This window comes from Halogeometricum limi (assembly GCF_900115785.1).
GTDB classification, from domain to species: domain Archaea; phylum Halobacteriota; class Halobacteria; order Halobacteriales; family Haloferacaceae; genus Halogeometricum; species Halogeometricum limi.
This window is the reverse complement of sequence record NZ_FOYS01000007.1, coordinates 71886-86661: the sequence shown is the minus strand read 5'-3', so window position 1 is coordinate 86661 and position 14776 is coordinate 71886. Positions and strand designations below refer to the sequence as shown.

14 protein-coding genes are annotated in these 14776 nt (G+C 66.1%); 8 read left to right on the top strand and 6 right to left on the bottom strand.

Features of this window, described 5'->3' with window-relative positions; all coding sequences use genetic code 11:
* Positions 1 to 9: 9 nt before the first annotated feature.
* Positions 10 to 474, bottom strand: a complete 465-nt coding sequence (locus BM282_RS17150; protein ID WP_089883326.1) for a TIGR00725 family protein — start codon at positions 472 to 474, stop codon at positions 10 to 12.
* 573 nt (positions 475 to 1047) lie between these two features.
* Here BM282_RS17150 and BM282_RS17145 point away from each other — a divergent pair.
* The 3 genes from BM282_RS17145 to BM282_RS17135 all read left to right on the top strand — a co-directional run bounded on the left by BM282_RS17145 (position 1048) and on the right by BM282_RS17135 (position 4588).
* A complete protein-coding gene (locus BM282_RS17145) occupies positions 1048 to 1887 on the top strand; it encodes an MBL fold metallo-hydrolase (RefSeq protein WP_089883324.1) in 840 nt (279 codons plus the stop codon).
* A gap of 66 nt (positions 1888 to 1953) precedes the next feature.
* Positions 1954 to 3645 (top strand): hypothetical protein, encoded by a 1692-nt coding sequence (locus tag BM282_RS17140; RefSeq protein ID WP_089883322.1) that lies wholly within the window; start codon positions 1954 to 1956, stop codon positions 3643 to 3645.
* Positions 3646 to 3691: 46 nt separating this feature from the next.
* Positions 3692 to 4588: a hypothetical protein gene (locus tag BM282_RS17135; protein WP_089883320.1), complete on the top strand. Its 897-nt coding sequence runs from the start codon at positions 3692 to 3694 to the stop codon at positions 4586 to 4588.
* A 17-nt stretch (positions 4589 to 4605) separates the two neighbouring features.
* On the opposite strand, the gene BM282_RS17130 is transcribed toward BM282_RS17135, so the two are convergent.
* The 4 genes from BM282_RS17130 to BM282_RS17115 all read right to left on the bottom strand — a co-directional run bounded on the left by BM282_RS17130 (position 4606) and on the right by BM282_RS17115 (position 10153).
* Positions 4606 to 6189 carry a galactose oxidase-like domain-containing protein gene (locus BM282_RS17130; RefSeq protein ID WP_139229755.1) on the bottom strand — a complete coding sequence of 528 codons (1584 nt, stop codon included), beginning with the start codon at positions 6187 to 6189 and terminating at the stop codon, positions 4606 to 4608.
* Positions 6190 to 6393: 204 nt separating this feature from the next.
* Positions 6394 to 7386, bottom strand: coding sequence for a tyrosine-type recombinase/integrase (locus tag BM282_RS17125; protein ID WP_175501614.1), 993 nt, complete (start codon positions 7384 to 7386; stop codon positions 6394 to 6396).
* A 52-nt stretch (positions 7387 to 7438) separates the two neighbouring features.
* Positions 7439 to 7861 (bottom strand): DUF5805 domain-containing protein, encoded by a 423-nt coding sequence (locus BM282_RS17120; protein ID WP_089883314.1) that lies wholly within the window; start codon positions 7859 to 7861, stop codon positions 7439 to 7441.
* A 1581-nt stretch (positions 7862 to 9442) separates the two neighbouring features.
* Complete coding sequence (locus tag BM282_RS17115; RefSeq protein ID WP_089883312.1) at positions 9443 to 10153, bottom strand: SOS response-associated peptidase; 711 nt, start codon at positions 10151 to 10153, stop codon at positions 9443 to 9445.
* Between the two features lie 110 nt (positions 10154 to 10263).
* Between BM282_RS17115 and BM282_RS17110 the strand changes: the two genes are divergently transcribed.
* The 4 genes from BM282_RS17110 (at position 10264) to BM282_RS17095 (ending at position 13491) form a co-directional block, all read left to right on the top strand.
* Positions 10264 to 11055: a ribonuclease H-like domain-containing protein gene (locus tag BM282_RS17110; RefSeq protein ID WP_089883310.1), complete on the top strand. Its 792-nt coding sequence runs from the start codon at positions 10264 to 10266 to the stop codon at positions 11053 to 11055.
* A 59-nt stretch (positions 11056 to 11114) separates the two neighbouring features.
* Entirely contained in the window at positions 11115 to 11504 is a 390-nt protein-coding gene (locus tag BM282_RS17105) for a hypothetical protein (RefSeq protein ID WP_089883308.1), read from the top strand.
* Positions 11505 to 11554: 50 nt separating this feature from the next.
* Positions 11555 to 12241 carry a dolichyl-phosphate hexose transferase gene (locus tag BM282_RS17100; RefSeq protein WP_089883306.1) on the top strand — a complete coding sequence of 229 codons (687 nt, stop codon included), beginning with the start codon at positions 11555 to 11557 and terminating at the stop codon, positions 12239 to 12241.
* An 86-nt stretch (positions 12242 to 12327) separates the two neighbouring features.
* Positions 12328 to 13491 (top strand): DUF3179 domain-containing protein, encoded by a 1164-nt coding sequence (locus BM282_RS17095; RefSeq protein WP_089883304.1) that lies wholly within the window; start codon positions 12328 to 12330, stop codon positions 13489 to 13491.
* A gap of 80 nt (positions 13492 to 13571) precedes the next feature.
* Here the strand turns inward: BM282_RS17095 and BM282_RS17090 are convergent, their stop codons facing one another.
* The gene (locus BM282_RS17090; RefSeq protein WP_089883302.1) at positions 13572 to 13772 is read right to left on the bottom strand and encodes a DUF5800 family protein; all 201 of its coding nucleotides are present in this window, start codon (positions 13770 to 13772) and stop codon (positions 13572 to 13574) included.
* 100 nt (positions 13773 to 13872) lie between these two features.
* Here BM282_RS17090 and BM282_RS17085 point away from each other — a divergent pair, with 100 nt between their 5' ends.
* Positions 13873 to 14724, top strand: coding sequence for a polymer-forming cytoskeletal protein (locus BM282_RS17085; RefSeq protein ID WP_089883300.1), 852 nt, complete (start codon positions 13873 to 13875; stop codon positions 14722 to 14724).
* Positions 14725 to 14776 lie beyond the last annotated feature (52 nt).

Here is a 14776-nt window from a genome sequence, read left to right as displayed (position 1 = left end):
TTCTTCTCGTTACGGCGGCGCGGTGCGTCCCTCGCCGATGCTCGATTCGACGTACCTCACCGCTTCTTCCGGCGTCTCACACGCTCGTATCTCCGGCACGTCGTGCGTCCCCAGCCCCGCGATAGGCCGGTCGTAGACGGACGCGAACCCGACTTCCGAGAGCGTGCCGCCGCCGCCGTCTACGGCGACGACGGCGTCGCCGTTCATCACGACCAGCGCGTTGCGACTGTGACCCATCCCCGTCGCGATGGCGACGTCGACGTACTCGTTCGCGTCCGCGCGGCGGTCCGTCGGGAGGATGCCGATGGTGTCGCCGCCCGCGTCTTTCGCGCCCTCGCAGGCCGCCTCCATGACGCCGCCGAGGCCGCCGCAGACGACGGTGTGGCCCCGTTGGGCGACGACGCGACCGGTCGAGACGGCCGTCTCGCGGACGTCCTCGGCGACGACACCCCCACCGATGATACTGATTCGCATACTCACCCGTCGTCGGGGTCTGTGGTACGTGTTTCGCTCCGGAAAACGGGGCGACGGCGGAACGTCGCTGGTCGGGGACCGAGACGGTTCGGATGCGGGGAGGGGTGGGCGGTGCGCCGCTCTTCGCCGCGGCGCGACTGTCCGTTGCGCTCAGTCTAAGTCGGGGGCCGGCGGTTCCGGCTCCCACGACCCGAGCAAGCGCATCGTCGCGTCCATCTCCGAGAAATCGGCGGTCTGCCTGCGATGAACTGACATAACGAACTAAGACTCGTCGGTAAAGAATAAATACCTTATGCCCGATATAGGTTTGCTAACCTCGATGGCTCGGTAGTTTATTTAGAATAATGTGCGTTATAGAGCGCCTACCGCCGACAAATGTTGTGTTCTTCAATGAGTGTCTCCCCGACGGGAGTGTGTTTTTCAACCAACATGTCGGGCGGCACTCGCGGTCATCCGACCACCGTCTCTCTTTGTTTCAATATCACACCATATGAATCTTTTTGCCGCCGCGACGGCTCCGCCCGAAACTCGCGGTCCGCAACACTTAGCCTTCGCCCGGACGCAGCCACCTCCATGAGCGTGAGCGACTGGGCCGACTGGCTGCCTCGTGCGGTCGAAGACGCAGACCCCGATACCGTCTCCGTCTGGTATCTCGGCTGCAACGGATTCTTCTTGAAGGGAAGCGACGGGACGACGCTGGCTATCGACCCGTACGTGGGACTCGGAGACCCGCCGCGGACCGTCCGCATGATTCCGGTGCCGTTCGACCCCGAGGACGTGACCGAGATGGACGCCGTCCTCGCGACGCACGAACACACAGACCACGTCCACGGGCCGAGTCAGGCACCCATCCTCGAATCGACGGGCGCGCAGTTCTACGCCCCGGACGACTCGCTGGACGTGGCGTTCGAGGACGAAGCGTGGTTGGACGACTACGACCTCTCGGAGGACCAGTTCACCGAAGTCACCGAGGGCGACAGCTTCGAGGTGGGCGAGTTCACGATTCACGTCGAGTTCGCGCACGACCCCGACTCCACGCACCCCGTCTCCTACGTGATAGAGCACGATTCCGGCACTATCTTCCACGGCGGCGACACCAAGCCCGCGCCCGGCGAGGAGTTCGTCGAACTCGGCGAGACGTACGACATCGACCTGGGCGTCCTCGCGTTCGGTGCCGTCGGAAACATCCCCGACAAAGAGACGGGCGAACCCGTCCGCACGAAGTGGTACTCGACGGAGAACGAGGCCGTGAAGGCCGCCTCCGACCTCCAGTTCGACCGATTCCTCCCGAGCCACTGGGACATGTGGAAAGGGATGACGGCGGACCCGACGGTGCTTCACCACCACGCACAGAGCTACGCGTTCCCCGAACGCCTCGAAGTGGTCGAGGTCGGCGACCGGGTCGAACTGTAGCTTCTGTTTCTCAAATTTCGTATTTTCCCCGGTTGTTTTATGGTATCCCTACCGGTACGGTCCGACATGAGTCGCGAGTCCGAAGTTGGGGGACCGGTGTCCGTCTCGAACGGGGACGTCACGGTCGAGAAATCGTTCGTCGCCGACGAGTTCCCGGTGCCTGCGATCAAGTTCCAGATTACCTCCGAGAGCGGAGAGTCACAACACGTGCGTATCGTCGACCAGATTCCGGACGAGTTCCCGATGGAAGGCGTCGGGTTCCACCCGGATTACGAGAGCGACAACTGGGCGGCGTACAAAGACCACCGCGTCGAGTACGAACGCACCCTCGCTCCGAACGAAGAGGTCGTGACAGTGTACGGAATCCGCCTCGACCAGGTGAGCGAGGCCGAGTCGTTCCTCGTCGAACCCGTCTTGGAGAGACCGCCCGCGCCGCAAGACGGCGAGGCCCCGGACCGAGACGACGGCGTCGAAGACATCCTCGGCGAAGACCGGAGCCAACTCGTCCGCGACGCCCTCCAAGGAAACGGTAGCCTCGCGGAGGAGACGGACGCCGTCGCGGCCGAAGACGCCGCGAGCGCGGTCCTGCAGGCGGAGGCCGACGAGGGGGCGGACCCGCTCGCCGACCCCGTCGAGGACGCGGAAGACACCGCCGTCGACGTGGCCGTCGAAGCCGAGTCGGAAGCGTCCGCGGCCGACGTGGAGGCCGCACTCGAACAACACGACGTCGAAGGCGAGGAGGACGCCGACGTGGAGGGGTCCGTCCCCCGCGAACTCGCGACGGAGGCGACGCCCGCCATCACGCGCTCCGGCGAGGCCGACACCGACGCGGCCGAGACGGTCGAGACGGAGGGTTCCGAGGCCGAACACGCCGACGCGGCCGCGAAGACGACGGACACCGACGACTACGTCGACGTCGAAGACGCCGTCGAGGCGGACGCTCCCGACGAGGACACCGTCGACGACGACGCTCCCGCCGCGGCGGCGGTGTCGGGGTCGCTGGCGACGACGCTGGCGGCGGAACTCCGCTCGGGCGACGTGCCCGAAGAGGACCTGGAACTCCTCCGCTCGGAACTGGACCTCGGCATCCCGCGTAGCGCCGACGTCCGCATCCGGCGTCTCCAAGCGCAGATGGACGACCTGCAGGCGTACAGCGACGCCCTCGCGGAGTTCATCGACGAGGAGGGGACGGGCCAAGAGTTGGTCGACGGTCTGCGGCGCGAGGTGGCGTCGCTGGACGAGCAACTCGACTCGTTCGGCGAGGAACTCTCGGCGCTCGACGCCGAAGTGACCGCCGCCGACGCAGAACGCGAGGACCTCAGAGACGACCTCTCGACGCTCGAAGGCGACCTCGCCGCGGTCGACGAACGCGTCGAAGACACCGCACAACGCGTCGGCGAGGTCGACGACCAGGCGACCGAAGCCATCGCCGGCGTCGAGGAACTGAACACGACGCTGGACGAGGAACTCGGCGCGGTCCGAGAAGACATCGACGAACTCTCGAACGACCTGAGTCAGACCGCCTCCGCGGCGGCCGGACTGGACGAGGAACTCGGCGACGTGCGAGAGGACATCGCCGACCTCGACGGCGAAATCGTCTCGACCCGCGAGTCGCTCGAAGGCGACGTCGAGGAGGTTCGCTCCGAACTCGCCGAACTGGAGGCGACGAAGGCGCGCGTCGACAGCATCGAAGACGACATCGAGACGCTGATGCAGTTCCGTGACCGCTTGAACGACGCGTTCGGCCCCGGCGAGTAAGAACCGAAGCGCAACCTGTTTACTCTCCGCCCCCGTGCACCCGACAATGACTGAGACGGTGCGCGTCGCCGTTCCGCGCAAGGGGCGACCGCTCGAAGCCGTACTCGATAGATTCGCCGCGAGTGCCGACGCGGCGCAGGTCGCAGACGAAATCACCTCGACGCTTCGTCACGAGAAGTCCGTCACGAAAGGCAAGGCACATCCGGACGACGACGTGTACGACCGACTCGCGGCCTACTCGGACCTCTCCGACCCGGCCGCTCCGGAGTACACGCTCCTCCGAGACGACAGAGAGGGGATGCCCCGACGCATCGTCTTCGACAGCGTCACCGTCGACGTCGACGGCGTCGCCGTCCAACTCGTCGGCCGCGAGGAACCGTTCCGCGCGCTCCGAACGCACGAGTTCGGTCTCGGATTCGACAGCGCCGACCTGGTCCTCGAAGAAGTCGTCCAACTGCGGGAGGAGGGCGTCGGCTCTCTCGCCGACATCAACGCCCGAATCGACCCGATGGACACCGACGTGCGCGTCGTGAGCGGCCTCGGCGACACCGTCTACCACACGCTGATGGCCAAGCCGGAGATTCTCCCGCCGGGGGCGACGTTGGACCGCGAGTTCGTCGCCGACTACGAGGGACCGCTCTGCATCTCGCCGCGCTACGAACGACTCGTCGAAGCCGTCCTCGGAACCGGGCCGTTGGACGGTGTGTCGTTCGCCTACCCCGACGAGTCCGCAGAGGAGGAGGCCGCCATCGCCGACACCGGCCTCGGCGTCTACCTCACGATGACCGGGTCGACCGCCCGCGACTACGGTCTCGTCCTCGGCGACCATCTGTTCCCCTCCGAGACGGTGCTGATGGAGAACGGGTCGGAGACGACGGCGGTGGCCGACCGCGTGAAACGGGCCATCGCCGGCGACGACGTCGAGACCGAACTCGTCGTCTGAGACTCGGGTTCGCTCTTCTATTCGGTCCGTTCCACCCGAACGAACGGTGCCTCCGAGGGGACGCCGTCCCGCAGGAGAAACAACATGTAGTACCCCGGCGGGAGGAGGTTCGGTTCGTCGGGCACCGACGCGAGGAGTTCTTCGCCCGCGCGCGAGTCGAACGCGAGTTCCACCAGCCGTTGGTCCGTGTTGAGACAGTGCGTCGTCGAGGACTGCCGAATCAGGACCACCCTGTCGACGGTATCGGCGTCCGGCGTCTCGACGGCGAGTTCGTCGCCCCACGCGACCGATTCTGCGACCGACGCCACGACCGGACGCTCGCCGGCGAAGAGGTACGGCGGTTCGAACGTCTCGATGCGGAGTTCGTCGACTCTCCGCGCGGGGTTGCTCCCCATCGCCACCACGCGCGCGTCGGGGAGGAGGAGGGCGTTCGAGTGGTAGAGTCGGTCGACGCCCATCGGCGCGAGCGTCGTCCACGACTCGGTCTCGGGGTCGAACAGTTCCGCCTCGCGCACGGCGTTCGGACTCGGCGGAACCGCGCCCTCCTCTCGGTCGGAGTCGTCGAAGCCGCTATCGCCGTCGTCGCCGTCGCCGTCGCTGTGACCCGACTGCCCGCCGTGTCCGCCGACGACGAGCACCGTCCCGTCCGGGAGGAGCACCGCGTAGGCGTGGTACCGGGCGTGCGCCATCGACGGGACGGACCGCCACTTCGGCGTGATGGCTCCGAGGTCCATCACCTCCGCGGCCGCGACGGCGACGTCGCCGCCCGGTGTCCCGCCACCGACGAGGAGGACGCGCGTCCGATAGTCGTCGCCGGGGCGGAACGGGAGCAGGACGGCCGCGCCCTCCTCTCGTTGCGACTGGTTCGGCAGGCCGAGGTCTATCCACCGGCGGTTCTCCACGTCGAGGATGGCCGTCGGGAACCCCCGCAAAGAGAACGGGAACGTGTAGTGGGTGTTGTACGACCCCGCGTAGAACACGTCGCCGTTCGGGAGGAGGAACAGTCGCGGATACAGCGGAAGCCACCGACCCGCCCCGCGGAGCCGTCTCCACCCGGACTCGGGGTCGTACAGTTCGAGTTCACGGAGGGCGACCCACGGAACGTGTTTCGTCAGTCCCGCGGCCGTCAACACTCGTCCGTCGCCGAACGTGACGAGCGTCGGGTACCACCGCCCGTGCCGCGTGTAACCCCGGTGTTCCCACCGTTCGGTTTCGGGGTCGAACGCGTAGGCGTGGTCGAGACCGCTGAACGGGGGGAGCGTCACTCCCCCTATCTCGAAGTCACCGTCGTACGCGTGCGTCCCGCCGGCGACGAGGAGCGACCCGTCCGCGAGAAACGAGTGGCCCGCGCAGAACACGTCGCCCCCCACCGTCTGGTCGACTACTCGCACCTCGTCTGCGACCGGGTTCCACAGTTCGGCGGGGTGGGGGTCGTCGTGGCGCCGTTCGTCGTTCGCGGACCCGCCGAACGCGAGAACTTCCCCCGTGTGGAGCATCGCCGCGTGGACTGGAAGTGCGTCGAATCGGGCGTCTGCTACCGCCCACCGTCCCCCGACTGCCGGGTCCGGTCGTTCCGAACCGCCCGTGCTCTCTGTGCTCATCTGTCACCCAATAGGTAGGACGCCGCGAGAGATAGCAGTTCCGTCGGTTCACCTCGCTGTCGGGACGCGAAGTCCGTCGTGGCCGAGACTCAGACGAGAGCGGGACTCTCGGGGTGGTTCTGACCTCGAATAGGGTCGGAGGGCCAACGGCCATTTTGTATAGCAACATATGATTTATTTGTCTGCCAGCGAGCGCCGGTCCTGTCAGAGTAGCGAATAGATGTGCTGTTCGTACGTCTCTCTGACCCGGTCACCCCAGTTGTGGGTGTAGGTGTCGATGATGTCGCCGCCGACGTCGCCGCGGAGGTACTTCACGATGCCGCGGTCACCCGTCCGGTCCCGGAGGTGGGTGGTGAAGAAGTGCCGGAAGTAGTGGGGCGTGACGTTCTCCTCGGCGTCGCCGCCCGCGCGGTGCCACCCACGTTCGGCGGCGTGTCGTTCGACGAGGTGGTGAACCATGTCGGTCGTGAGGCGTTCGCCCCAACTCCCCGACGTACTGACGAAGAGGGGGTTCGCGGGCGAGGTGACGTCGGGTCTGACCGCGAGCCACCGCGTGAGGACGGCCTCTAACTCGTCGTCGACGGGGACGACGGTGGAGCGCTTTCGCTTGTTCGCCGCCGTCCGTACCTCGCCGTTCGTCGCCGACCCGACGCTCGGTTCCGGCGAGATGTAGAGCGAGGGTCCACGGCCGTCGAGTTGGGCACGACTCGATACACCGTCCAAAGGTGTACCGTCCGCAAACGACAGGTCTCGAAGGTCGAGGTTGCACAGTTCGCCGACGCGCATCCCCGTCTTGAGGAGGGTGAACACCACCGCGTGGTCCAGCGGGTGGTGTATCTCCGCGAGGAACGCGCGCATCTGTGGAATGGATATCTCGCGGCGCGAGGGGTTGGTGTCTATCTGCTCGTCCATCTCCTCCATCACGAGTGCCATCGGGTTGGCCTCGAACGCGCCCACTTGCGTCATGTAGGCGTAGAACCGGTGCAGGTAGGAGGCGTACGTCGCGACGGTGCTGTCTGCGGCGTCCGCCCGTCGGAGCGAGTGTATCCACGCCATACAGTCGCGGTGAGAGGCGTCTGAGACGACTCTCTCGGTCTCTGTCGGGTTCTCTTCGCCGTCACGAAGGAATGCCTCGAACCGTCGCAGGACGCGCTCGTAGGCGTCTCTCGTCCGGTCGGTCTTCCCGTGGTACGTCATGTCCTGCAGGAAGTACGCAACGGGGTCTTCGACCCGTTCGCCGTCCGCCGTCTCAACGGCCACTGTCGCCTCCCGTCCCCGGTGCGAGTGCGTACCCGCCGTGGCGGCCGCTGTACTGGACGTCGTTCGACGCCTGTAGCTCCTGTAGCGTCTCGTCGAGTCTGTCCTCGATGTCGTCGGTCAGCGACTCGATGAGGTCGTCCCACGACCGGTGCTCGGCGGCCGAGAGCGCGTCGAGGACGCGTCGCTCGAACTCTCCTCTCCCGGCCGCCTCGTCGGCGTCTTCGGACGCTGTCGGCTCCGCGCCTCGCTCCGGTATCTCGAAGTCGCGACGGCCCGCCTGCACCATCGTTCGGACGAACTCGCTTTGGCTCATTCCGAGGCGTTCGGCGTGGCGCTTCCACTCGTCTTTCTGGTACGCTGGGACGTACGTCTGTACGGTCGTTCGCTCCGTCTCTCCATCGTCTGTGGGCATGTCTCGTGTCTCGCTGGTGGTCGTCTTCTCGGTTTCGTGTCAGTTTCTCTCGGCCGCCGTGAGAGGACGTTCGATACGAACCATCCCGTTCGGTGCAGGGTGGACGAACGCGCTGTCTCGGCCGAGTTCGGTGTCGGTTTCGGTCGGCGAGCGAGCCGGGGGTTTTCGCTCGCCCACCGGCTTTCCAACGGCGCGCGTCGAACCGCGTTCAGCACGCCGAATCGGGCTCTCGACGCCGCCGTCTCGTCGCTCGCCTCCCGTTCAGTCTCCGGTCTCTCCCTTCGGTTTGAACACCTGCATCGAACAGTATAACTCCACTTATACTGTCCTATGGCGGTAAATTTCGATAAGTTATCTGTATTCGTGATATCGTACTCGTGGCTTAGGATGCACACACACAAATAATAATTTTGCCGCTCCAGTCGGATGCCCGACGACGAATTTCGACGACGTTGACTCGTGAGTGGCGAGTGATGGGGGAGTCACTCGAACAGAAGTCGGTCGCACCGCTCGAATATATCTCGAAAGAACGGCATGAAAATATCTCTCTTGCAGTACCGTTCTCGCCCTCTCTACCCCTGGGGTTGTGTGCCCGAAAGCCGGCTCCAGAAACAAGCAAAAGTTTCCGCAACTCTCTGTGGAGGTCTCTCACGACCCGAGTCGTCAGCGCCCTCGGTCGGACGCGTCTCCCCCGACAGCGCGGGTGTGTGTCGGGGAGTTGTCATACCTCTGCGCGACGAGAGGTGGGCCGTTCCAGAAGAGCGACGGCCCCGACAGTCCCGACGCACCGGGGGGAGAACACGTGCGTAGCGACCGGTTCCCTCCGGCGGGCCAGCGACGCCGGACGCGGCAGACCGACGGGAAGAGATAGGGGGCGACGCGCTCGTTCGTCTGCGAGTCTCCGACTGGCCGTCCGACGCTGAGAGGGCCGCCGAGTCGTACCGGAGCGTCTCGTCTCGTCCCGACGACACGCCCTCGATGGTACGCTTGCCAGTGCCGTGAGCGACACCCTTCTTCACCGGCTGAACCCCCGGAGTTGCGTGCCGACATCGGCGCTACGCATCGGACCCTCGTCGCTCGTTCGCACCGCGAAGTCTGTCACCGACTACCGGCGTCCTCTCCGTCGGTGCGGCAGTCGCGTCGCTCTTTCGAGTCGACGATTCGCCTCCGGCACGACGGTGAACGCTCTGCCAGGCGACCCTTCTTCCTCAGGCATCTCGTCTCGACCGATGATCCGTCCCGCCTCAGGCGTTCCGTCCCGGCCGACGGCCGTGGTCGTCTCTCCGTCAGGTCGCTTCGCTCGTCTCTCGTACTCGGTGGGAAGTGGGGGCTTCGACTCCGTGGAAAACGCCGACCCCCGTCGGTCGGGAGACTCTGTCTCTCCTGCGTCTTCTCGGCTGTCTATCCGTCGTGTGAACCGCAAAGTGCGCTATCGACGATATCCCGACTGAATAGCTGTTCAGAAATGGTATCACACCCCGTGACGACTGCCGCGCCTCAGACGCGTATACTCTATATCGCTATATCGAATCTGCATCCAACTTCGTCGTCCAGATCTGGTCAAATACGCTTCGGTGGGGGTCAGACGTCGACCGGTTCGACGATGTCCGCATCGTCGTTCGCCGGACTGTTCACGCGGGACGAGACCGGATACGCTCGCATCTCCGTGTCCGGGAAGGTGTCGAGGAGGGCGGCGGCGTCGTCGTCGTCGCCGTGAAGCCACGTCTCCTCTTCGTCGGGCGCGAGGATGACCGACATGCGGTCGTGGAGGTCCGAGACGAGTTCGTTCGGTTCGGCGGTGACGACGGTGAACGTCTCCAGCACCTCCGGTTCGGGGTCGGTCGGACCGCCGCCCCCCGCGAAGTCACCGAGGCCGGTCTGCGTCTGTTTCGGCTTCCAGCGTTCCCAGAGGCCGGCCATCGCGAACGGCCGGTCGTCCGCGAACGCGACGCGGTACGGTTGCTTGCCGCCCGCTTCGGAGACCCACTCGTAGAACCCGTCGGCGGGCACCAGACAGCGACGACGCTCGAACGCCTCGCGGAAACTCGGTTTCTCTCTGACCGTCTCCGACCGGGCGTTGATGAGTCTGCTCCCGACGGATCGGTCGTCGGCCCACGGCGGGACGAGACCCCACTTCAGCGACCGGAACCGCTCGGGGTCGTCGTTCGTCACGACGGGGAGGAACTGACCCGGGGCGCAGTTGTACCGCGGTTCGGGAGTCGTCTCGAACGTCGCGTCGAACCGGGTCTCCAGGGCTTCGGGTGCGGTGAACAGACTGTAGCGGCCACACATACGCTCACTACGCGCGGCGGCGTGAAAACCGTGCGCCCGGGGGTCGCCCCTCCTCCGGGTGAAACGCGCCACTCGAAGGGTTTAGGCGTCGGCGTGCCCGCGGTTCGGACATGCGTATCGAGAACAGTTTCATCCCCGTCCGCGGCGTGGGCGAACGGACGGAACGGTCGCTGTGGGACGCTGGAGTGCTCACTTGGGAGTCGTTCGACCCCTCGTCGGCGCCGGTCGGCGAGAAGACCGCAGAGAGTATCGAGACGTTCGTCGCCGACTCGCTGGAACGGTTGGACGACGGCGACGCTCGGTACTTCGGCGAGGTGTTCCCCTCCGGCGAACGCTGGCGACTGTACGAGAACTTCCGCGAGGACACGCTCTTTTTCGACATCGAGACGACGGGTCTGGACTCGTCTCGAAACGACGTGACGACCGTCTCGTTCTACCGGGACGGTGAGACGACGACGCTCGTCCGCGGGCAGGACCTGACGACGGAGGCCCTCCGCGAACAGTTCACCGACGCCTCCCTGGTCGCCTCGTTCAACGGCAAGCGCTTCGACGTGCCGTTCCTGGAGGACAACTTCGGCGTCTCCGTCGACGCGCCGCACCTCGACCTGATGTACCCCTGTCGCCGTCTGGACCTGACCGGCGGGTTGAAGACCATCGAGAAGGACGTCGGCATCGACCGCGACCGACCGGACCTGTCCGGGCGCGACGCGGTGCGCCTCTGGCACCGGTACGACCGCGACGGCGACGAGGAGGCGTTGGACACCCTCGTCTCGTACAACCGCGACGACACCGAGAACCTCGCGAACCTGATGGACGTCGTCGTTTCGTCGCTCCACGACGACTCGCTCGGTCCGTTCGTCGACGCGACCGAATCCGACGACGCCTCTCCTCCCCCGTCCTGACCCTCGTCGCTCGTCTCGGAGGCGAGACGCTTTTGTACCGCCGTACTGAGGCGAGAGACATGACCGACGACGCGGACGCCGAGGAGACGGCCGACCCCGAACGGGACCCGGCCGAGTCGGACGCGACCGACGGCGACCCATCCGACGGGACGTCAGACGCCGCCGGAGCGGACGGCGAAGACCCGGACGCGGCGGTGGAAGACGGCGGCGTGGACGACGCCGAGGACGGGAGCGGGGACGACGGCGCGGACGACGCCGAGATGAACGGCGCGTACGACGACACCGTCCCGAACGTGGAACTGGGTCTGTACCAACTCTCCGTGCGCGTGAGCGGCCGTTCCGACGACGACCTGAAGACGGTCGAAGACTCGGCCAAGCGCCTCATGGACTACCTCATCGACCGGGCCGAAGAACTGGAGGAGCGACCCGACGACCGCGGCCTGAGCTAAACTTTTTGGCGAACCTAAAAGCTCAAATATCCGGCCGATAAACGCCGGATATGACCGACGAGTTCACGTTCGACGACGTCGCCGTCGTCATGGGAACGTACAACGAAGAACAGGCCATCGGAGCGGTACTCGCCGATATCGACCGCGTGACCGACGGGCGCGCGGAAGTCGTCTGCGTCGACGGGTCCGACGACCGAACCCCCGAGATAGCGCGGAAGATGGGCGCGACGGTGATAGAACAGGAACCGCAGGGGTACGGCGTCGCCGTCCGCGAGGCGGTGCTGACGCCGGACCGCCCCGTCGTCGTCACCACCGACTGCGACGACACCTACCCGATGGAGATGCTCCCGGAGTTTCTCGAGCGAATCAACGATGGCGACGACGTGGTGTCCGGCGACAGACTCGCTCGCGGCGCGGACGCGATGCCGACGCTCAACCGCTACGGCAACCACGCGTTCGCCCTCCTCGCGTCCCTCCTGATGGGTCGTCGCGTTCACGACACCACGACGGGGATGCGCGCGTACCGTCGCGAACTCCTCCACGACATCACGTGGACGGAGAACACGGGCCTCTCCGCGGAACTGCTCATCCGTCCGCTGATGCGGGGGTACGACGTGACGGAAGTCGGGATACCGTACCGCGAACGCGCGGGCGAGACGAAACTCGACCCGTTCCACGGCGGTGCGGCCATCGCGGCGTCCATCGTCACCGTCTGTCTCGAAGAGCGTCTCCGCTGACGTCGGTCGCTCTTCGCGTTCTTCTCGCGTGTGTCGCTCTCGCACGACCGAACTGCGGCTTTATCACTGTCGTGCGAACTACCCCCATGAACCGACGACAGTTTCTCTCGGCGGCGGGCGTGGGGGCGACCGGATGTCTCTGCGGATGCGTGGGCGGTGAGGGGTCTGCGCCCTCCGGAGGAGGGGATACGAACGCATCGAACGCGCCGCGCGAGGGGTTCGACGCGACCGACGCGGCGGGCGACCCAGACCCCGTCGGGTTCGCGAACGTGTCGCTTCCGGTGCCGATGGACGAGTTGAACCGGGGCGCACCGCTCGACGCCATCCCCGCAATCGTAACCCCCGAGTTCGACGACGACTGGGCCGACGTGGATGCGACGCTGGACGACGGCGAACTCGTCGTCGGCGTCGAACTCGCCGGCGAGGCGCGCGCGTACCCCCTCGCCGTCCTCAACTGGCACGAGATAGTCAACGACGAGTTCGACCGCCCCGTCCTCGTCACCTTCTGTCCGCTCTGCGGAAGCGCCGTCGTCGCCGAACGCGTCGTCGGCGGCGACACCCGCACGTTCGGCGTCTCGGGCTACCTCTGGCAGTCCGACCTCGTCATGTACGACAGCGAGTCCGACTCGCTGTGGAGTCAGATTCTCGCGACGGCGATTCGCGGTCCGCTCACAGGGACGCAACTCGACTTGCTCCCGTCGACGACGACGTCGTGGGGCGAGTGGCGCGACTCCCGTCCCGAGACGACCGTTCTCCTGCCGCCACCTCTCTCCGACACCGTCACCGGGAGAGTGACCCGCGACTACGACCGCGACCCGTACCTCGGCTACGACACGTCCAGTCGGGTCGGTATCGGCTACAACGACGAGGTGGACGACCGACTCCACCCGAAGACGCGCGTCGTCGGCGTCGCTCACGGAAACGCCGCCGTCGCCTACCCGCTCCCGGTCGTCTCCGAAGCTTCGGTCGTGAACGACGACGTCGACGGCCTCCCCGTCGTCGTCGCCGCGTCCACGCAGGGAACGCTTGTCGCCTACGTCCGTCGCGTCGACGGCGAGACGCTGACGTTCGAACGAGAACCGGGCGCGGACGTGCTCACGGCGGGCGGGTCGCGGTGGGACCTCCACACCGGCCGGGCCGTCGACGGGGCACGGGAGGGGGCGACGCTCGCGCGCGCGAACGACCGCTCTCCCATGTTCTGGTTCGCGTGGGCGGACTTCTTCCCGGAGACGGAGATACACGGCGAGTAGCCGTCCGAGACCGACTGGACGGTCAGCCCGGGGCGACCGAAGGGGCGGACGGGAGGAGAGATTCGCCGCCGTTCAGCTGTTCAGGTGTTCAAGATGTCTCGAATCCGCCGGGGTTCGCCGCTCAGCGTGGGGTTCTTCTCGACTATCTTCAGGACCTCGTGGTCGGTCACGTCGGGGTAGGACTTCTCCGTGGCGTCCTCGATGAGTTTCTTCTCCAGTCGGAACTCGGTCCCTTCGTACTCGACGTCGACGCCCTTGTCGTCGAACGACAAAACAGTCATACTGCCGGATAATCCGTCGGGGTACAAAAGAGCGTCTCCCTCTCTCGTCAGCCGTCTGTCTTGCGGGGCGCTTATAACCTCGGACGAATCACAGAGAGGTGTGTCACTCGGTTCGGACCCGCTCGACGCGCTCGAAATCCCCGACGGCACGACCGTCGAAGAGCACGACTTGGTGACCGACGGGGACGTCATCGTCGGCGGGCAGAGCACCGTCGAGTTCGGGGTTCGCGGCCGAAACGTCGTCGCCGGCGAACGCGTCAGATTCGGCGGCGACATCGAAGCGGAGGGCGACTGCCGACTCGACGTCTGGTGCGACGTGGCCGGGAACGTCCTCGTCGGCGAGGACGCCTACCTCGGCGAACGCGTCCACGTCGGCGGCCGTCTCATGGTCTCCGGCGACCTCGACATCGGCGACGACGTGGACATCGAACAGGGGTTCGAGGCCAGCGGCTGGATCGTCATCCGCAACCCCGTCCCGACGCTCGTCTTCTACTTCATCGTCCTCTCGCAACTCCTTCGGTTGGGCGAGAACGAGGCGGCGGGCGAGTTGGCGGACTCGCTCTCCGGGAGCAGCGAGGTGGACCCACTCGTGATACCCCGGGGTTCCACCGTCTCCGACGACGCGTGGCGCGCCTCGACGCCCGCCCACATCGGCGACGAGTGTCGAATCCACGGCAACATCCGCGCGGAGTCCATCACCGTCGGCGAGGACGACAACATCTTCGGCAGTCTGCGCGCGCGGGGCGACGTCGCCGTCGGGTCGGGAACGAGAATCCACGGCGACGTGACGACGCGGAACGGCACCGTCACCATCGCGGAAGACGCCCGAATCCTCGGCGACGTCTCCTGTGCGGAACTCGAACTCCACGAGAGCGCCGCCGTCGACGGGACGATGCGCGCGAAAGGCGACATGCGAATCGTCCGCGCGGACGTGTCCCGCGACGCCGAGTAGGCGGTATGTCAAACGACCGTTTGTGCCAACGTCAAATCTTTTTGATACGTAG